The sequence below is a fragment of the Kitasatospora sp. NPDC002543 genome (genome assembly GCF_053594915.1).
Map to the genome: position 1 here is coordinate 77265 of NZ_JBSFWR010000007.1, position 19446 is coordinate 96710.

Below are 19446 nucleotides of genomic sequence, written 5' to 3' on the forward strand. Positions count from 1 at the left end.
GCCTGCTGAGCCTGCTGTGTCCGTCGGGCCTGGCGCACCCGCCGGTCCGGTCGAGGCGTCCGGTCCGGCCGGTGCGTCAGGTCCGGCCGGGGTGACCGGGGTGGCCGGGGTGGCCGGGGTGGCCGGTCCCACGGTGGCGCCGGGGCCGGCCGCGGTGTCCGGCCCGGCCGCGGCGGGCAGCCCGTTCGACCCGTACGACCCGTACGACCCGTACCGCGCGGCGGTCTCCCACCCGCAGGGCCGACCGGGCCCGGGCCGGGCGCCCGGTTCGCCTGGTGCGTCCGCGTCCGCGTCCGCGTCCGCGTCCGGTGCGTGGCTGCGCCGCAGCGATCCCGAGCGCCGCGCGGCGGCCACACCCAAGGTCCTCCTGGCGGCCCTGCTCACCGGCCTGCTGACGGCCTGGCTGCTCTACGACGGCCTGGGCCCCGACCTGCTGGTACTGGGCGCCGCCGCCACCGTCGGCGCCGGGGTCGCCGCCCGGGCGGCCGGCCGCCGGATCCGCCCCTGGACGGCGGTGTGGAGCCTGCTCGCCCTCGCACTGCTCGCCGTCCCGGCCTGGTGGGACGCCGGGTGGCCCGCGGCGCTGGCCGTCGTCGGTGCGCCCGCGCTGGCCTCGCTGGCCCTGCACGGCGGCCGCCGCTGGCCGGGAGTGCTGTTCCCGCTGCCCGGCATCCTGTGGCAGCTGGTGCCCTCCGCGGGCTGGGTCTGGGACGGCCTGGGCCGGCGGCCGCTGCCCGGTCGCGGCCGGATCGTCCCGGTGCTCAAGGCGCTGGCGGTCGCCGCCGCCCTGCTGACCGTCTTCGGCCTGCTGTTCGCCAGCGCCGACGCCGCCATGGCGGACCTGCTGGGCAGCCTCAGCCCGGACCTCGAACTCGACCAACTCCCGGGGCGCGGCGCACTGTTCGCGCTCGGGACGGTGACCACGCTGGGCTTCGCGCACATGGCCGCCGGCCCGCGCCGCTGGGACCGCACGGAGATCCGGCCCGGCCGGGAGCGGCGGCGGCTGGAGTGGGCGCTGCCACTGGTCGCGCTGAACCTGATGTTCGGTGTCTTCGCGGTGATCCAGGCCGTGGTCGTGCTGGGTGGGGCCGACGCCGTGCTGAGCAGCACCGGGATGAGTCGCTCCGAGTACGCCCGGCAGGGCTTCTGGCAGCTCAGTGTGATCACCGTGCTGACGCTGGTCGTGGTGGCGGTCGCCAAGCGCTGGGCGCCGCGCACCACCGCGACCGACCGCCGGGTGGCACGGATCCTGCTCGGACTGCTCTGCCTGCTGGCGCTGGCCGTGGTCGCCTCGGCACTCGGCCGGATGTGGTTCTACGTGGACGCCTCCGGGCTGACCCGGCTGCGGCTCTGGGTGCTGGTGGTCGAGGTGTGGCTGGGCGCCGTCTTCCTGCTGCTGATCGCCGCCGGGCTGACCCGCCGCACCGGCTGGCTGCCGCGCGTCGTGGTCCTCAGCGGGATGCTCACCGTCGCGGTCTACGGCCTGATGGGCCCGGACGCGATCGTCGCCGAGCAGAACGTCGCCCGGTACGAGCAGGCCCGGCGGGACGACACCCGCGCCGCGACCATCGACCTGCGCAACGTCCGGCGCCTCTCGGCGGACGCGGTGCCCGCCCTGGACCGGCTCCCCGAACCGCACCGGAGCTGCGCGCTGCAGCTGATCGCGCAGGACCTGGGCGGCGGCGCGAAGCCGTGGTACGCGACCAGCCTCGCGGCCGTCCGGGCCCGGGAGATCCTGGCGGACCGGCCGTTGGCGGACCGGTCCGCGAACGGCCCTTCGGCCTGCGACCGGGCGGGGCTCCTGTACGAGGACCTGTAGGCCGACCGGGGAGAGGGAGGGGCCGCGGACAGTCGCAGGGCCGGCCGGGAGCGTCCTGCTCCCGGCCGGCCCTGGTCGTCGTGCCGCCTCGGTTCACTGCTGCTGCGGTGGCGGCGCGTTGCGCGGTGCCGGTCGTGGTGCGGCGCGGTGGTGCCGGTGCGTCGCGATGTGTCGGTGCGTCGCGATGTGCCGGTACGTGCCGGTGGTGTCGGTGCGTGCCGGCGGTGTCAGTGCATCGCGACGGCGGAGGAGTCGCTCGGCAGATCGCCGGCCTTGGCCTTGATCACGAAGACGGAGACCAGCAGGGCGACCGCCGCGAGTGCGGCGCCCACGATGAAGCCGTGCGAAATGCCCTGGGTGAGCACGGTGTTCGCGGCATCCGTGCCCTGGGGGAACTCGTGGTGCTGCTGGAGGTAGGCCAACTGCTCCGGCTTCGCGCTCTCCATGAACTTCGGCAGCTGCACGGCGGCCTCGGCCGTGGCGTAGTGCGCGAAGACCGTGGTCAGGATCGACAGGCCGAGCGAACCGCCGATCTGCTGCATCGAGTTGAGCAGGCCGGAGGCGGCGCCGGTCTCCTCGCCCGGAACGCCCGCGACGGCGAGCAGCATCACCGGGACGAAGATCAGGCCCATGCCGAAGCCGAACACCACCGTGGGGCCGAGGACCCCGTCCAGGTAGCCGCTGTCTTTGCCCATCTGGGTCAGCCAGGTGAGGCCGACGGTGACCAGGAGGGCGCCGCCCGCCATGAAGGGCTTCGGGCCGTACTTGGCCTGGAGGTTGGAGGCGATCTGCGCGGCGATGATGATCGCGACACTGATCGGGAGGAAGGAGACGCCGGCCTTCAACGGGCTGTAGCCGAGCGGACCCTGCACGAACAGCACGACGTAGAAGAAGATGCCGAACATGGCCGCGGCCAGGCAGAGCATCATCACCAGGCCGCCGGTGCGGTTGCGGTCGGCGAACAGGTGCATCGGGGTGATCGGCTGGTCGGTGCGGCTCTCGACCACGAGGAAGGCGGCGAGCAGGATCGCGCCGGCCGCGAAGGAGCCGAGCGTGATGCCGTCCGACCAGCCGTCCGAGGCTGCCCGGATGAACCCGTAGACCAGGCCGACCAGTCCGAGCGTCGAGGTGAGCGCGCCGGGCAGGTCGAAGCGGCCGGGGTGGCGCTCGGACTCGGCGATGTGGCGCGGAGCGGCGATCGCGATCAGCACCGCGATCGGCACGTTGACGAAGAACACCCAGCGCCAGTTGAGGTACTCGGTGAGCAGACCGCCGGCCAGCAGACCGATCGCGGCACCCGAACCGGCCACCGCCGAGAACACGCCGAAGGCGCGGTTGCGTTCCGGCCCCTCGTCGAAGTTGGTGGCGATCAGGGCGAAGGCGGTCGGGGAACAGATCGCGCCGCCGATGCCCTGGAGCGCGCGGGCGGCCAGCAGCAGGCTGCTGTCCTGTGCGAAGCCACCGAGCAGCGAGGCCAGGCCGAACAGCAGGGTGCCGAAGATGAACACCCGGCGGCGGCCGAGGATGTCACCCGCGCGACCTCCGAGCAGCAGCAGTCCGCCGAAGGTCAGGGTGTAGGCGTTGATGACCCACGACAGGTCGGTGGTCGAGAAGCCCAGGGCGTCCCTGATGTGCGGCAGAGCGATGTTCACGATGGTCGCGTCGAGGACCACCATGAGCTGGGTCGCCGCGATGACGGTCAGGGTGATGCCCTTGCCCCGCCCCTGGGTCGTCCGCGGTGGTGAGGTTTTGCTGAGCGTGTCGGAGATAGCCACGAATGTGCCCCCTGCTGGCCATGTGCTCGGTGGTGCGGGTCCGGCGGAGTCGCCGGTCCTTGCATGGCGCCGCGCCCCTTGCGCGGGCCGGGAAGGAACGGGATCGTTCACTAAGCCGGACGATAGCTTGGTCATGATTGTGAACGCAAGCGTTCCTTAAGGGTGGTGGCGATGGAGCGGTTGGTGCGGCGCCTGGTGGCGGACCGGTTCGGTCCGCTGCGGGGTGCTCCGGCGGAGCCGACGATCGGGGCGGCCGTTCCGCCCGGGGGCGTTCGGGGCGAGGTCGTCCGGAGTGAGGTCGTCCGGAGTGAGGTTGCCCGGGGCGGGGGCATCCGGGGTGGGGGCGTCCGGGGCGGTGCGGTTCGACCTGCGGCTGTCCGGGCCGGGGAAGCGGGCGTCGGAGGGGCGGGCGTCGGAGGGGCGGGCGCCGGAGAGGTGGTCGGGGGAGCGAGAGACGGGAGCGGGGTGGAGAGGAGCGGAGCGGGGCCCGAGAGGGGCGGGGCGAGGTCGGTGCCGGGGGCGGACGCCGAACCGGCCTTCTGCCCGGTCCGGGTCGCCCATCAGGCGCTGACGAGGCCGTCGCGGCGCCGGGGGAGGGAGCTGGAGAAGGCGATCTTCGAGGCCACGCTCGACCAGCTCACCTCCGGCGGATACGCGCGACTGACCATGGAGCGGGTCGCCAGTGCGGCGCGGACCGGGAAGGCCGCGCTCTACCGGCGTTGGGCGTCCAAGGACGAGCTCGTCATCGACGCCCTGGACGCCACTCTCCCGCGCCCCTACGACACCCCCGACCTCGGGTCCGCCCGCGACGAACTCCACCGGATCGTCGAGGAGTTCGCGCAGGCGATGACCTCCCCGGTCGGCTCCGCGCTCAACGCGCTGATGGGGGAGATCGACCACGAGCGGGCCGAGGTCTTCAAGGCCTTCATCACCACCCGGGTCATCGAGCCGACCGCCCGGACCATCCTGGAGATCCTGCGCCGGGGTGCCGAGCGCGGCGACGTCCGGCCGGGCGCGGCCACCCCGCTGGTGGCGGACGTCATCCCGGCGGTGCTCCTCTACCAGGTCAAGATCCGAGGGCTGGAGGGCATGGGGCCGGGCTTCGCGGGCCGGCTGGTGGACGAGGTGCTGGAACCGATGATCCGGGCCTGAGGCGGCCGGCCGTCGGCGGGTCGGGAGGACTGGGGCGGGGAGAGGCCCGGCCGACCGAGGGGCTTGGTCGGGGGGTGCCGGGCCCGTGTCGCCGGGTCCGTGTCGCCGGGGCCGGGGCGCCGGGTCCAGGGCGGGAAGGGCCGCCGGCGGGGAAGGCGGATCCGGCGACCGTGGAGCGGGCTTAGGCTGGAGGCTGCCCCCGCTGAACGGAATACGCCATGCCCATCGTCCCCCCGACGCACTCCGTCGAACGCTCGCTCCGCCGGGCCGGCGCCAAGATCGTCGTCGGTCTCGACGAGGTCGGGCGCGGCGCCTGGGCCGGGCCGGTCACCGTGGGTGCGGCCGTCACCGGCCTGCGCAAGGCGCCGGAGGGGCTGACCGACTCCAAGCTGCTCACCGAGCTGCGCCGACGCGCGCTCGCACCCGTCCTCGCCGACTGGGTCACCGCGTACGCGCTCGGACAGGCCTCCCCGCAGGAGTGCGACGAGCTCGGCATGACCGCGGCGCTGCGGCTGGCCGCCGTCCGCGCGCTGGAGGCGCTGCCGGTCGAGCCCGACGCGGTGATCCTCGACGGCAAGCACGACTACCTCGGCGGCCCGTGGCGGGTGCGCACGGTGATCAAGGGTGACCAGTCCTGCATCTGCGTCTCCGCGGCCTCGGTGCTCGCCAAGGTCCACCGCGACGGCCTGATGGCCGAACTGGGCGAGGGGTGCCCGGAGTACGGCTTCGCCGACAACGCCGGCTACCCGTCCCCGGTGCACCGCGCCGCGCTGGAGGAGCTCGGCCCCACCGATCACCACCGGCTCTCCTGGGCGTACCTGGACGCGCTGCCGAAGTGGCGCCACCTCAAGCGCGTCCGGGAGGACGTGGCGGGTGCCCAGGGGCCTGCCGACGAACAGTTGACGCTCGGTTTCTGACGGTCCGTCTGGAATTGCCCCGGGAGGGGGTGGCGGGGGTTCGGTGCCCAAGGGGTGGGGCGCCCGTGCGCGTCCGACCGGCATTTGATAGATATCCGGGTATGCCTGTCTTCCCCGAGGAGCCGGAGATTCACGAGAGCCTCCCGGGCCCCGGCGTTCCCTTCCCCCGCGAGTCGGACGCACAAGCCCCTGCCATCGCATCCACCACCGTCGCCGCACCGGCTCCGGTGCCCGGCCCCCGTCCGGCGCCTCCGCGCCCGGTCCCGCCGCGCGCCGCCCGTCCGGGCCCGCCGCGACTGATCCCCAAGCCCGGGCCGGCACCGCGCCGCCCGGCCCCCGCCGCGCCGCAGGTGGAGGTCCAGCGGATCGCCGCCACCCCGGCGCAGGCGCTGGAGCGCGCCGATGACGCGGTCGACCGGTTGCTGGAGTCCGGCCGCGACCCGGGCACCATCCTGGTGCTGACGGTCGGTGAAGCGCACCCCTGGCAGCAGCACGAGCTCTCCTTCGGCGAGGAGCGCTACTGGGCGCAGCTCGCCGAGGGCGGGGACGTGTTCTACGCGGACGCCGCGCTGACCCGTCCGGTCCGCCGCGAGGTGGTCGTCCTGGTGGTCAACGGCGGACCGTCCGCCCGGACCGCCGAGGCGTACGCCAAGGCACTGGACACCGCGACCGCGCTGCTGGTGGTCTGCGGCGACGCCGGTCCGGCTGCGGCGGGCCGGGGCGGAGCCGCGCCGGGCCGCCCGGTCAAGGCCTGACCACAGCCGTCCACTTCGGGCCCGGTGCCGCCGCACGGTGCCGGGCCCGACCTCGGTCCCGAGGCCCTCGGAGGGCGACGGCCGCCGGTCGGCGACCTCCTGGTGGCAGCTGGCGGTTCGACTGGCCCGACGGGCTCGACGGTCGTCTCGGGTTCAGCGCGTGCCGGTGCGGCGGGTCGGTTCGGCCGCTGCGACCCGCGCCGGTGTCCAGGAGGCGTCGGACTGCGGGGAGCGCGCCGTGTCCTCGCCGTGCTTGGCCTGGTCGGCCGCCAGTTGACGGGTGCGCTGGCCGCGCGGGGTGTCCAGCGCCGAGCGCGGCGGCAGCTCCGTGACGGTGTGCACCGGCCCGTCGGCCCAGGAGCCCGCGTGCGGCTTGCGGCCGCCCCGCCCGTCCCCGAGGACCTGCCAGCCCGCCGGGGTGAGCCCGATGTACGCGCCGCAGCGCAGCCCGTGCAGTGCGGACGCGTCCCGCAGCGCCCACATCCAGGCGCCGTCCTGCTCCGTCCAGCCGGGTGCGCCGTCGCGGCAGCGCAGCAGCACGGCGGTGCGGCTCGGCTCGGGCAGCCGCAGGTCGTGCGGGAGGATCCGGCGCAGGTGGGCCAGTAACGCGTTGCGGTGCTGCCAGCCGTCGGTGTCGTGCGGCCAGGGGGTGAAGGAGGCCGAGGCGACGAGGCGGTGGAGCGCGTCCAGGACGGTGACCACGACGGTGCCGGGCTGGGGCAGGTGACGCTGGTGCAGTTCCAGGACGAACTCTCGGGGCTCGCGCAGCAACGGGATCCCCGAGGCCGTCCAGGTCTCCAGGTCCAGCACCCGTCTGGGTTCCGGGCTCCCGGAGAAGGGATTCTGACCTCGGTCGATACCGTTGATCACGATCCTCCTTCCTGGCCCGTGGGCAGGCGGGTGCCTGGGTACGCCGAAGGGCGGATCCAGCGGACCGGGTTTCGGGTACCTCCCAATTCTCGGGGCATCGGGGCCAGAGCGGCAACGATGAAATGATGAACGCCATCCGATAGTCCATGGTCTGCCGGATATGTTCCACGGCGGCCCGAACGTCGCGGAGGTGCCTCCCGGCCTTGATCCACAACGCCCGGAGGCCAGGGTGAACCGTCGTCGACATGGTGGACACTCCTTTTCCGGGTCGTTCGGCCGGTGTGATCGAAATCGCTTCGCCTGATCCTTTCTGTTAGGCCATTCGAGTGAACGGGAAGCCGCCTTCGACGGCTTCCCGTCGTCCTGTCACCCCTGCACGGCGAGCACCAGCGGCAGGACCGCGCTCGCCCCCGCCCGCCGCAGCAGCCGGGCGGCGACGGTGACCGTCCAGCCCGAGTCGACGAGGTCGTCCACCAGCAGCACCGGCCCGCCCGCGGCGGCCACCGCCTGCTCCACCTCCGGCGGCAGGACCAGTGCGCCGGCCAGCGAGTGCAGCCGCTGGGCGCTGTTGCTGCGGGCGCCGTGCGGGGGCAGCCCGCCGGCGTACTCGATCCGGCCGAGCAACGGCATCCGCCCGATCTCGGCGATCCGCGCGCCGAGGCTGCCGACCAGCCGGGGCCTGGTCGAGGAGGCCATCGTCACCACGCCGACCGGCCGCTCCAGCCGGGTGCCCTCCGTCGTCGCTGGCCCGGCCCAGCCGCCCGGACCGCGGGCCCAGTCGGCGAGCACCGCCACCAGGGCGTCCACCGCCTCGCCGGGCACCGGCACGTCCGGCGCCTGCTCGGCGAGCAGGGTGCGCAGCCGGTTGCCCCAGCCGATGTCGGACAGCCGGCCGAGCGCCCGGCCGGTCTCCGCCTGCTCGCCCGCCGGGATCCGGCCCTTGAGCGGCACTCCGAGCGAGTCCATCCCGGTCGGCCAGAGCCGACGGGGTTCGAAGGTCACGCCGGGGCGGCCGAGGGCGGCCCGGGCGGCCGCCAGCGTCTCGTCGGTGACGTCCGGAGTGTGCCGCGGCCCCGCGCAGTTGTCGCACCGGCCGCACGGCACGGCCTGCTCGTCGTCGAGCTGGCGGCGCAGGAACTCCATCCGGCAGTCGGTGCCGGCCGCATAGTCGCGCATCGCCCGCTGCTCCGCCTCCCGGGAGGCGGCGACCTTGGCGTAGCGGGCGGTGTCGTACTCCCAGCTCTGGCCGGTGGCCGTCCAGCCGCCCTTCACCCGGCGGACGGCGCCGTCCACGTCGAGAACCTTGAGCATCGTCTCCAGCCGGGCCCGGCGCAGGTCCACCCGGGGCTCCAGGGCGGCGGTGGAGAGCGGCCGGCCGGCCTCGGCCAGCGCGTCGATGGTGCGGCGCACCTGCTCCTCCGGGGGGAAGGCCAGGGAGGCGAAGTAGCGCCAGATCGCCTCGTCCTCGCGGCCGGGCAGCAGCAGCACCTCGGCCCGGTCCACTCCGCGCCCGGCGCGGCCGACCTGCTGGTAGTAGGCGATCGGCGAGCTGGGCGAGCCGAGGTGCACCACGAAGCCGAGGTCCGGCTTGTCGAAGCCCATGCCGAGCGCGGAGGTGGCGACCAGCGCCTTGACCCGGTTGGCCAGCAGGTCGGCCTCGGCGGTGCGCCGCTCGGCGTCCTCGGTGCGACCGGAGTAGGAGGCCACCGTGAAGCCGCGCTCGCGCAGGAAGGCCGTCACCTCCTCGGTGGCGGCCACCGTCAGGGTGTAGACGATGCCCGAGCCGGGGAGCCGGTCGAGGTGGTCGGCCAGCCAGGCGAGGCGGTGCGCCGGGTCCGGCAGGGAGAGCACGCCCAGGGTGAGGCTCTCCCGGTCGAGCGGTCCGCGCAGCACCAGGGCGTGCTCGTCGGTGGCGCCGGTGCCGAGCTGCTCGGCGACGTCCGCGGTGACCCGCGCGTTGGCGGTGGCGGTGGTGGCCAGCACCGGGACGCCGGCCGGTAGGTCCGCGAGCATGGTGCGCAGCCGGCGGTAGTCGGGCCGGAAGTCGTGCCCCCAGTCCGAGATGCAGTGGGCCTCGTCGACCACCAGCAGGCCGGTGGAGGCGGCGAGCTCGGGCAGCACCTGGTCGCGGAAGTCCGGGTTGTTCAGCCGCTCGGGGCTGACCAGCAGGATGTCGACCTTCCCGGTGGCGACCTCCTCCTGGACCGCGGCCCACTCGTCGGTGTTGGCCGAGTTGATGGTGCGGGCGTGGATGCCGGCCCGGCCGGCCGATTCGACCTGGTTGCGCATCAGGGCGAGCAGCGGCGAGACGATCACCGTCGGGCCGGCGCCGCGGGCCCGGAGCAGGGCGGTCGCGATGAAGTAGACCGCGGACTTCCCCCAGCCGGTGCGCTGGACGACCAGCGCGCGGCGGCGGTCGACCACGAGGGCCTCGATGGCCGTCCACTGGTCCTCGCGCAGGGTGGCTCCGGGGCCCGCGAGCTCGCGCAGGACGGCCTCGGCCCGCGCTCGGACCTCGGCGCGGTCGGCGGTGGCGGTGGTGTGGATGTCGGGCTGCTGCATGGCGTCCATGTAACCCCGTACCGCCGACAAGCGACGAATGCGGGGCAGGGGAGGCGAGGGAAGATGAGGTGTATCTCATCTGCTCATCCGCTGAACGGCAGTCAAAACTTACCCGCAGGAGGGCGTGTCGCCTGCTCCGAATGAGTGAAGGGAAATTCGGGGGCGGAGTTATCCACAGAAAAAATTCGTTTCCGGTGCCGCCCGCGGATTGCGTCCACTCTTGCGGCCATGAACGCGATGAACAACGAACACGTCATTCTGTCCCTCGGCCCGGCCTCCGACCACCGGCAGGTCGTCATGCGCGGTCCGGCCGACATGGCCGAGCTGCTTCCGTACTTCCTGGGCTTCTACCCGGACGACAGCATCGTCGCGGTGGGGCTCCACGGCCCCGGCCTGCACCAGGGCGGGGTGATCCGGGCGGACCTGCCGCGGTCGTCCTCGCAGTGGCCGGTCGCGGCGGAGGAGACGGCCGCCCTGCTGATCGCCCTCTCCGAGCGGCACGGGGCTCGGCCGCTCCAGGTGCTCCTCTACCTCTGCCAGGATCCCGCCGCGGCCCACGCCCCGCCGGTGGTGGACGGGCTGCGGCCGCTGGCGGAGGCCCTCCGGGCGGCCTTCGGGCGTCGGGGCGTGGCCGTCAAGGAGTCGCTGTGCGTCTCGGGCGGCCGCTGGTGGTCGTTCCTCTGCCGCGGCGACGGGTGCTGCGAAGCGACGGGCAATCCGGTGCGGCGCAGCCCCGAACCCGGTCCGGCGGCGGCCGCCGCGACGGTGGCAGGCCTGGTGCCGCGCGGCAGCCGGAAGGCGATCATCGGCGGGTTGGCCCCGGTCGGTCCGCCGGAGGACGCCGTCCAGCGCGAGGCGCTCGCCCGGGCCGAGGCCGTGGACGCGCTCGCCAGGGAGCAGCGCATCGCGCTGCTCGACCAGGCCGTCGCCGAGTTCCGGGCGGGAGCCAGGGAGCTCGATCCGGACCGGACGGCCCAGCTGCTGCTCGCCCTGCGGGACCGTCTGGTGCGGGACCGCGGCGTCGAGTACGCCCGGCCTGCCGAGCTGGCCCCGGCCGAGCGCCTCTGGCGCTTCCTCGCCCGGCGGGCCGTGCCTCCGTACGACGGCTGTGCGGTGGCCCCGCTCACCCTGCTGGCCTGGACGTCCTGGGTCGCCGGGGACACCGCGACGGCCCGGGTGGTGCTCGGCCACGTCCTGCGGCTCGCCCCCGGCTACCTGCTGGCCGATCTGCTCTACGAGTCGCTCAACGACGGCATGACGCCCCAGGGCCTGTTGGCCGCCGTCGAGGCCCAACGGCGGCGGCGCGAGGAGCCCGGCGCAGCGGCGGCCCCGGCCGGCGGACCGCGGTCTCCGGCGGGTGGAGCGCCGAGCACCGAGGTGCCGCCGCCCGTCGAAGGGGCGTCCCCTCGTGTCGAAGCGGATCCCGGGCCCGATCGCCCGGGGGCGGCCCCGGGCGATCGGCCCGGACGGTCGCCCGGCGGCCGACGGCGCCGGCGGGGCGGTCGTCAGAAGGCCTCCTCCGCGGCGTCGGCGCCCGCCGATCCGGGTCCCGGTGACGCCTCCGGCTCCGGAGGCCCGGAGCCGGAGGGCGGCGGGGCCGGGGCGGTGGCCCTGCTGCCGGCGCCGGGAAGGGCCGCTGCACCCGGGCACACCCGGGCGGCCGGGGAGTGGCCCGTCCGGGGCCTGCGGCTCGGCCGGGCCACGGCGGGTGCGCACGCTGCCCGCACCGGCCTCCACCGCTGCCGGGGCGTCCGGCGGGCGGAGAGAGGAGGGCATCGTGCGCACTGAGCGGCTTCGCGCCCCGGCACCGGCCGGCGGGCCGCTACGCCTCGCCGTGCGCCATCCTGATCAGGCGGTCCAGCACCGCGCGGCCGCTCACCCGGAGGCCGTCGTGCTCCCACTCGTTGGTGATCCAGGTCCGCAGGCCGCGCACCGCGCGGGCGGTCTCCAGCGAGTCCGCGGTGTCCACGTACATGTCGTCGTGGTAGACCGCCGCCACGACCGGCACGGTGTTGGCGGCCAGCCGCGTCCGGTCGTACAGGTCGGGCCAGTCGGCGCGGGCGGCGAGCAGGTCCGCCGTCTCCTTCAGCGGGCGCAGCGCCGGGTCGGTGTCGAACATCCAGGGGTAGATCATCTCCCCGGTGAACAGCACCGGCGCGTCGGACTCCAGCGCGGCCCGGGCGTCGAACTGCGGGAACTCCTTGCGGACCCGCTCGGCCGCCCAGGCGGTGCCGCCCTGGTCCACCGACCGCTGGCCGTAGATCGACTCGTGCAGCACCGCGTACAGCGGGCCGCCCGCGAAGGAGAGCTGGGCCTGGGCGCCGGCCAGGAAGGTGTCGGAGAGCTCCGGCCCGGCCGCGCCCTCCACCCAGGCCTCCTCCAGCAGGTAGTGCAGCGTGCCGGAGCCGGCGCCGGCTCCGAGCAGCATGCCGAGGGCCTGGAACGCCTCGACGGTGAGCAGCCCGCCGTCCGGCAGGGGCGCGGGGGAGTCGGCGAGGTGTGCCGCGATCCGGCGCACCGCTTGGACGTCCTGCGGGAACCGGGCGTAGTGGCCCTCGTTCTTGCGGACCACCCGCGGGTAGGCGGCGCGGTAGACGTCGTCGGCCGAGCTGCCGAGTCCGGCCAGGCCACCGGTGATGAAGGCCTCGGTCAGGCCCTCGGGGGCGATGGAGAGGTAGGTGAGGGTGCAGAAGCCGCCGAAGCTCTGGCCGAGCACGCTCCAGCGCCGGTCTGCGCCGAGCAGCCGCTCGCGGATCAGCTCGGCGTCCCGGACGATCGAGTCCGCGCGGAAGTGGGCCAGGTAGTCCGCCTGCTCCTGCGGACCGCCGCGGCGGGCGAGGGTCTGCCGGGTCGCGGGGGTGGACCGCCCGGTGCCGCGCTGGTCGAGCAGGAGCACCCGGTAGTCGTCCAGGGCGCGATCCAGCCAGGAGTCCCGGCCGAGCGGTCGGGCGGCCTTGCCGCCCGGCCCGCCCTGGAGGAAGACCAGCCAGGGCAGGTCGTCCCGCTCGCGGCCTGCGGCCACCACTTCGCGGGCGTACACCTCGATCTGCTCGCCCTGCGGGGCGGCGTGGTCGAGCGGCAGCTGGAACACGTGGTCGGTCGTGACAATCCCGGGCAGCCGGCTGATGGCGGACATGCAACTCCTCGGTCTCTGCTGGTCACAGCGATGGCGTCGCGGTTCACGGGTCCACCGGGTGCGGGGGCCGCGACCCCCGCACCGTATCCTGGCGGCGGTCGAGCGCCGGTTCGAGCGTCCCACCCGCCAGACCTGACGCCCGACCTCGGCCGACGCCCGGCCCGAGCCGGTCCACCGCGGCGGTCCGTGGGCGGGTACGGACCCGGGGCGGACGGTGACGCCCGCGGCGAGGCCCCGGTGACGCTCCGACGGAAGCAGGCCGACGGAAGCGGTCCGGCCGCCCGGCAGCGCGGCTCCGACCAGCGGCGCAGCGGTGGTGCGTGACCTGGCGGCGGTGCGAGGCGTTCACCCCGGGGGCCTGCGCCCGGTCCGGGCGGGTCGATCGCCGGGCGGCACGGACCCGGCCGCCCGGGTCCGGCAGCGGCCGGCGGTCGTGCGCGGCACCACGGCCGGTCGCCGTCACGGGGCCGGGTGATCCGGCAGGCGGGGGCCGAGGGGGCAGGGCGTCACCGGTATGACGGGGCGCCGGACCTGACGGCGTGCCGGGCCCGGTGACGGGCCCCGGAACGAAGGCGCGGCGCGCCGGTACCGGCCCGGTACCGAGCACCGCATGGCACGGCCCGCCACCGGGTACGGCCAGACACGGCACACCCGCCGACGGGACAGGCCCGTCGGTCCGGCACCATCAGCACGCGATCGAGCACGCTCGCGGCCCACCGGCCTGACCCGGCCACCGGACCGCCGAGGGGAGGAGAGTCCGGTGACCGCCATGAGGCCACCACAGGCCATGCCGGCCGAGAGCGTGGTCGGCGCGCCGCCCAGGCCCGTGGGCCGTCCCGACCAGGTCCCGCCGGCGGGGCCCGCGGGCGCACCGCTCGGCCCCGGTCGAGCCGCGGCCCCGCCACGCCCGCAGCCGCCCGCCGTCCACCACGCGGTGATCTGCGTCAACGCCCCGGCGATGGCCGCGTCCGGCCCCGACGGCCAGCTGCGAGGCCACGGACTGCACGGCTTCTACCGCAACGGCGTCCGAGTGCTAGCCCGGATGGAGCTGCGGTTGGGCGGCATGGAGCCGCTGCCGCTCCAGGGCACCTTGACCAGCACCGCCCAGGCACGCTTCCTCGGCGCCGTCCGCCTCCCCGGCGACCTCGACCCGGACCCGGCGCTCACCGTCGAGCGGCTGCGGCACGCCGACGGCGTGGAGACGGTGCTCGTGCGCAACACCGGTCCGCGGCCCGCACGGCTGCCACTGGAGATAGCCCTCGGCACCGACCTCGGCCCGGTCGCCGAGATCGCCGCCGGGCACCGCCAGCCCGACCTGCCGGGCCAGGTGCAGTCCGCCGGACTGCGTTGGACGGGGCCGGTGCACAGCGCCATGGTCAGCGCCCAGCCCTCCCCGCACGCCGTCCTAGCCGGTGCCGGAGTGCTCCGCTGGGACCTGGAGGTCCAGCCCGGCGCCCGCTGGTCGGTCGAGCTGCACACCGCGTTGGAGAGCGCCACCGGTGGCCCGCGCCCGCCGGGCGGCCGCGGCGCCGGCGTCCCGCTGCCCTGGTCCGAGCCGGAGGTCCGCAGCGACGACACCCGGGCGGCTCCGCTGGTCTCCCGCTCGCTGGACGCCCTCGGCGGGCTGCTGTTCGCCGACCCGGACCGCCCGACCGACCTCTACCCGGCCTCCGGAGCGCCCTGGCGCTTCGGCCTGGCCCCGGCCGACGCGCTCTGGGCCGCCCGGCTGACCCTGCCGCTCGGCACCCGGCTGGCGGCCGGCACCCTCCGGGCGCTGGCCCGCCGCCAACAGCTCGCCGCCCCCGGTCGCACCGAGGGCCTGCTGCCCGGCGCCCTGCGCCACGGCGGCCCGGAGCTGCCGCCCACCTGCACCGCCACCGAGGCCACCCTGCTGTTCGTCACGGTGCTGGCCGAGGCCTGGCGCTGGGGCCTGCCCCCGGCGGAGGTCGCCGAGCTGCTCCCGGCCGTCGAGCGGGCCCTGGCGGCCCTGCGAGAGGGTTTGGTCGACGGCTTCGTCACCGACCTGAGCCGCCCGGCCGAGGAACGCTCAGCCCACCCGGTCGCCGCCCGCGCCGAGGTCCAGGCACAGGCCCACCGCGCCGCCCTGCACGGGGCCGAGCTGCTGGAGGCCTTCGGGCGACCGGGCGCGGCGGAGTGGACGGGCTGGGCCGCCGCGCTGCGCGGGCGCTTCCGCGAGCGGTTCTGGGTCGACGACCTGTCCGGTGGTCGACCCGCGGCCGGGCTGGCGCCGGGAGGCCAACCGCTGCCCGCCGTCGCCTCCTCCCTGGTGCACCTGCTGGACACCGGGCTCGCCGTCGACGGCGGCCGGCACGAGAGCCTGCTGGACCGCGAGCAGACCCGGCTGCTCGCCCAGCGCCTGGTCGCGCCCGAGCTGGACAGCGGTTGGGGCCTGCGCACACTGAGCGCGAAGTCCCCCCGCTTCAATCCGCTGGGTCACCGCGGCGGAGCGGTGCGGGTCCACGAGACGGCCCTGGCGGTCGCCGGACTGGCCGAGGCCGGACACGAGAACGAGGCCGGCACCCTGATGGAGGGCCTGCTCGCGGCGAGTGCCCACTTCGAGGGGCGGCTGCCGGAGATGTACGCGGGGGAGCAGCGCACCTCCGGCTGCCCACCGGTGCCGCACCCCGCGGCCTGCCGCCCGGCGGCGGTCTCCGCGGCCGGCGCCGTGCACGCGGTGTTCGCCCTGGCCGGAGTCCGGCCCGATGTCCCGGGCGGTCGGGTGCTGGTCCGCCCGGCCAGCACCGCGCCACTCGGCGAGCTGGAACTGACCGGTCTGCGGGTGGCGGGCGAGCCCTTCTCCGTCCGGGTGAGCCGGATCGGCGTGGCGATGGTGGAGGAGGCGTCCACGGACCTGCAACTCGTCGCCCGCTGAGCCCGCCCGCCGCCCGTCCGTACCCCGGGGCCGGTGACACCGGGTCACCGGCCCCGCGCCTGCCCGGTCCCGGGCCCGGGCGGCCCCGCGCGCACCACACCGGGCCCGGAGAGGGCCGTCGGCACTGCACCGTCCACGTACGGGCCTGTGCTTATCGTCAGAGAGACGACTATGATCGTCATCATGTCGCGTTACGATCCGTCGGCCTTCCCCCCGTTCGCTGTCACGGTTGACCTGGTGGTGCTGACGGTGCGCGACCACTCGCTCTGCGCCCTGCTGGTCAGACGAGGCGAACCTCCGTTCCAGGGGTACTGGGCGCTGCCCGGCGGCTTCGTCCGCCCGGACGAGGGACTGGCCGAGGCCGCCTCCCGCGAGCTGGCCGAGGAGACCGGCCTGCGCGCCCACACCGCCCCCGGCCACGACGCGGTGGGCCCCGGCGCGGCCGGCGCCCACCTGGAGCAGCTCGCCACCTACGGCCACCCGCAGCGCGACCCCCGGATGCGCGTGGTCAGTGTCGCCTACCTGGTGCTGGCCCCCGACCTGCCGACGCCCCGGGCCGGCGGCGACGCCAGCAGTGCCCGCTGGGCCCCGGTCGGCGAACTCCTCGGCGAGAACCCGGCCGACGGCGTCCCGCTCGCCTTCGACCACGGCCTGATCCTCGCCGACGGTGTGGAACGCGCCCGCTCCAAGATCGAGTACTCCTCCCTCGCCACCGCCTTCTGCCCGACCGAGTTCACCGTCGGCGAGCTGCGTCGGGTCTACGAGGCGGTCTGGGGCGTGGTGCTGGACCCGCGGAACTTCCACCGCAAGGTCACCGGCACCCCCGGCTTCCTGCTTCCCTCGGGCGGTACGACGACCCGTCAGGGCGGTCGTCCGGCCCAGCTTTTCACCGCCGGCGGCGCGACCGACCTCAACCCGCCCATGCTGCGCCCGGAGTCCTGAGCCCCGTCGGAGCTCCGTAGCGGTGCCCGTACCCGCGCCCGCGCCCGTGTCCGTGCCGGACCCGTGGCGCCCGCGTCCGGGTGCGGTCCCGGGCAGCCGAATGGCCCGGCCTGGCTGCGTCCCCGGGGGCGGCGGCGCAGAGTGTCGGTGGACGCTCCGGCCGCCGGGCCGGAGGACTTCCGGCCCTGGGAGCCCCGCGATGGCCATCGAGGACTGTGCCGAGCAGCGAACCCGCATCGAGGCGCTGGCAGCCGACTACCGGAGCCTGGACGAGACCACCACCGCCACGGAGAAGGAGCTGGCCGCCCTGCAGGCCGCCCGGGCGGCACCCGAGGCGATCGCCGCCGTGGAGGAACGGCTGGCCGCGGAACGGGAGAGGCTGGGCGAGATCACGGTCGAGGGCCGGGCCGCCGTCGACGGGTTCCGCGCGGTGTGCGGCGGCGAGCGGCTCCCGCCGTCGCCTTGGCCTTCTCGGTGACGGCCGCACCCCTCCACCTCCACCGAACACGGCGCTCCGTCCGGCCGGAGCCGCCGGGACTGCCGAGACCCCCGAAGCCCGCGGGCACCATCAGTACATCGGCCCCACCGGCACCACCAGCCTCATCAGCCCCACCGGCACCACCGGCCCCACCGGTGCGACCGGTGCGTCAGAGCCCCGGAGCGGGCCGGTCGGCCGTGAATCGCAGGATCGGATTGTCCCCTGATCGGGTGAGGTGGGCAGCCGGCGGGCCCGCGCCGTTCCCGTAATGCCCGGAATAGCAGTCGCCGCCCCCTAATGTGCTGGCGCGGAGCCGAGCGGGTGCATGCCCGTCCGTCAGGGGTGCTCCGCGTGGAGCAGGTCGGCCGAGGGCATGGGAGCAGCCAGCGATGATCCAGATCACCGGACTGACCAAGGTCTATCGCAAGGGCGCTCCGCCCGCGGTGCTCGACCTGACCTTCGATGCCCGGCCCGGCACGGTGACCGCGCTGCTCGGCGCCGAGGGGGCGGGCAAGTCGACGGCACTGCGGTTGATGCTGGAACTCGAACGCGGCCAGGGCGTCACGCTCTTCGGCGGACGCCCGTACCGTCGGCTGCGCCACCCCGAGCGCGAGGTCGGGGTGCTGCTGACCGGCGCCGGGGGTGCATCCGTGGCCGGACATCCGGGCCGCAAGGCGCGCAGCCACCTGCGGATGCTCGCCGCGGCCGTCGGCGTCCCGGCCCGGCGGGCCGACGAACTGCTGGAGCAGACCCGGCTGGCCGCCGTCGCCGGGCAGCGGCTGCGCACCTTCTCGCCGGGCATGCACCGTCGCCTCGCCCTGGCCGCCGCCCTGCTCGCGGACCCCGGCGCACTGCTGCTGGACGGTCCCGCCGACGGGCTGTCGCCGCGCAACGTCGAGTGGTTCCACTCCTTCCTGCGCTCCTTCGGAGCCGCCGGCGGAACGGTCCTCGTGACCACCCGCACTCCGCAGGAGGCCTCCCAACTCGCCGACCGGGTGGTCACCCTGGACCGCGGGCGGTTGGTGGCCGACCAGCCGGTCGCCGAGTTCCGGCGGACCAGGCTCAGCCCCGAAGTCGCCGTCCGGGGGCCGCAGATGGCGCGGTTGGCGGACCTGCTGGTCAGCCAGGGCGCGGACGTCCGGCGGGACGGCAGCGTCGGTCTCGCGGTGGCTGGCATCGACCGCACCGAGATCGGCGAACTCGCCTACCGCCACGGGATCCTGCTGCACGAACTGGCCGACCGGGTGGTCGAGCAGCCGGCACCGCGAGTCGTCCTGCCGACCGGCTCGGGCCGCTCCGGCCGCCTCCGCCTCCACGCGGACGCCGAGTCGGGGCCGAGCCCGCAGTCGGCCGAGGAGCCCGCCGAGGTGCCGGCCGACGAGCCGATCCGGAGGTCGAGCCCGCCACCGGCCACCGATCGCACCCCCGAACCGATCACCGGCCCCGCCCCGGTCGAAGCCGCGAAGGCCCCGGTCGAGTTCACGGTGCCCCCGCCCCCGGCCGAACCCGCCACCACCGCCACCGCCTCCGCCGTCACCGCGCCCGCCACCACCGCCACCGCGACCGCCTCCGCCGTCACCGCGACCGCCTCCAGCCCCGAACCCGCCGTCTCCGCCCCCGGGGCCACCACCACCCCGAGGCGCGGCGCTCCCCGTCGCCGGGAGGACGGTTCCCTGCCCACCCGCGCCCTGCCCGCCGTGGCCGTCGCCGCCGCCCTTCCCGCCGCCGCACTGCCCGTCCTCAGCGCACCCGGTCGCCGCCCCGAGCCCGGCCGTCGCCCCGAGCCCGGCCGTCGCCCCGAGCCCGGTCGCCGCCCCGGACCCGCGGGCCGCCGCTCGGAGCCGACCGCGGGGACCGGGCCCGACGAGAGCGCCGAAGCCGTCCCCACCGTGTCCGTCGAGCGGCTCTTCCGGGACGAACCGGTCCCGGCGCCTCCGCTGACACCCGTCCGGGTCCGGCCGCTGGGCCGCAGGGGGAGCGCCGACGACCTGCGCACCGACGACACCGTCCGGCTCCGCCGTTCCGCCTCGGGTGCCACCGCCGTCCGGGCCGTGGCCGCCCAGGCCCCTGCCGCCCCGGCGCCGGCCGCCGCCCTCCCCGCAGCCCTGGCCATCCCTGCCACCCCCGACGACCACCGGAGCGAGTGA

Annotated in this window: 13 protein-coding genes; 9 read left to right on the forward strand and 4 right to left on the reverse strand. The window is 75.6% G+C overall.

The genetic code is table 11. The features are described from left to right. The first annotated feature begins 118 nt into the window (after positions 1-118). A complete protein-coding gene (locus tag ACWD4P_RS05380) occupies positions 119-1819 on the forward strand; it encodes a DUF4153 domain-containing protein (RefSeq protein WP_449778621.1) in 1701 nt (566 codons plus the stop codon). 227 nt (positions 1820-2046) lie between these two features. Here ACWD4P_RS05380 and ACWD4P_RS05385 read toward each other — a convergent pair whose 3' ends face one another. Beyond that, positions 2047-3594, reverse strand: a complete 1548-nt coding sequence (locus ACWD4P_RS05385) for an MFS transporter (protein ID WP_449778622.1) — start codon at positions 3592-3594, stop codon at positions 2047-2049. A 510-nt stretch (positions 3595-4104) separates the two neighbouring features. Here ACWD4P_RS05385 and ACWD4P_RS05390 point away from each other — a divergent pair. The 3 genes from ACWD4P_RS05390 (at position 4105) to ACWD4P_RS05400 (ending at position 6418) form a co-directional block, all read left to right on the forward strand. Next, positions 4105-4746 (forward strand): TetR/AcrR family transcriptional regulator, encoded by a 642-nt coding sequence (locus ACWD4P_RS05390; RefSeq protein WP_449778623.1) that lies wholly within the window; start codon positions 4105-4107, stop codon positions 4744-4746. Between the two features lie 218 nt (positions 4747-4964). After that, entirely contained in the window at positions 4965-5663 is a 699-nt protein-coding gene (locus ACWD4P_RS05395; RefSeq protein WP_359831666.1) for a ribonuclease HII, read from the forward strand. A gap of 350 nt (positions 5664-6013) precedes the next feature. Beyond that, the gene (locus tag ACWD4P_RS05400) at positions 6014-6418 is read left to right on the forward strand and encodes a hypothetical protein (protein ID WP_449778624.1); all 405 of its coding nucleotides are present in this window, start codon (positions 6014-6016) and stop codon (positions 6416-6418) included. A 153-nt stretch (positions 6419-6571) separates the two neighbouring features. On the opposite strand, the gene ACWD4P_RS05405 is transcribed toward ACWD4P_RS05400, so the two are convergent. Then, entirely contained in the window at positions 6572-7228 is a 657-nt protein-coding gene (locus tag ACWD4P_RS05405; protein WP_449778657.1) for a hypothetical protein, read from the reverse strand. A 426-nt stretch (positions 7229-7654) separates the two neighbouring features. Further along, a complete protein-coding gene (locus tag ACWD4P_RS05410; RefSeq protein WP_359817441.1) occupies positions 7655-9850 on the reverse strand; it encodes a RecQ family ATP-dependent DNA helicase in 2196 nt (731 codons plus the stop codon). Between the two features lie 228 nt (positions 9851-10078). Between ACWD4P_RS05410 and ACWD4P_RS05415 the strand changes: the two genes are divergently transcribed. Continuing rightward, positions 10079-11638: a DUF4192 domain-containing protein gene (locus tag ACWD4P_RS05415; protein WP_449778625.1), complete on the forward strand. Its 1560-nt coding sequence runs from the start codon at positions 10079-10081 to the stop codon at positions 11636-11638. Positions 11639-11672: 34 nt separating this feature from the next. Here the strand turns inward: ACWD4P_RS05415 and ACWD4P_RS05420 are convergent, their stop codons facing one another. Next, complete coding sequence (locus tag ACWD4P_RS05420; protein ID WP_449778626.1) at positions 11673-12986, reverse strand: alpha/beta fold hydrolase; 1314 nt, start codon at positions 12984-12986, stop codon at positions 11673-11675. A 769-nt stretch (positions 12987-13755) separates the two neighbouring features. Here ACWD4P_RS05420 and ACWD4P_RS05425 point away from each other — a divergent pair. The 4 genes from ACWD4P_RS05425 to ACWD4P_RS05440 all read left to right on the forward strand — a co-directional run bounded on the left by ACWD4P_RS05425 (position 13756) and on the right by ACWD4P_RS05440 (position 19446). Then, positions 13756-15879 (forward strand): amylo-alpha-1,6-glucosidase, encoded by a 2124-nt coding sequence (locus ACWD4P_RS05425; protein WP_449778658.1) that lies wholly within the window; start codon positions 13756-13758, stop codon positions 15877-15879. 183 nt (positions 15880-16062) lie between these two features. After that, positions 16063-16821, forward strand: coding sequence for an NUDIX hydrolase (locus ACWD4P_RS05430; protein ID WP_449778627.1), 759 nt, complete (start codon positions 16063-16065; stop codon positions 16819-16821). Between the two features lie 199 nt (positions 16822-17020). Then, on the forward strand, positions 17021-17299 hold the full coding sequence (locus ACWD4P_RS05435) for a hypothetical protein (protein WP_449778628.1): 279 nt from the start codon (positions 17021-17023) through the stop codon (positions 17297-17299). Positions 17300-17688: 389 nt separating this feature from the next. After that, positions 17689-19446 (forward strand): ATP-binding cassette domain-containing protein, encoded by a 1758-nt coding sequence (locus tag ACWD4P_RS05440; RefSeq protein WP_449778629.1) that lies wholly within the window; start codon positions 17689-17691, stop codon positions 19444-19446.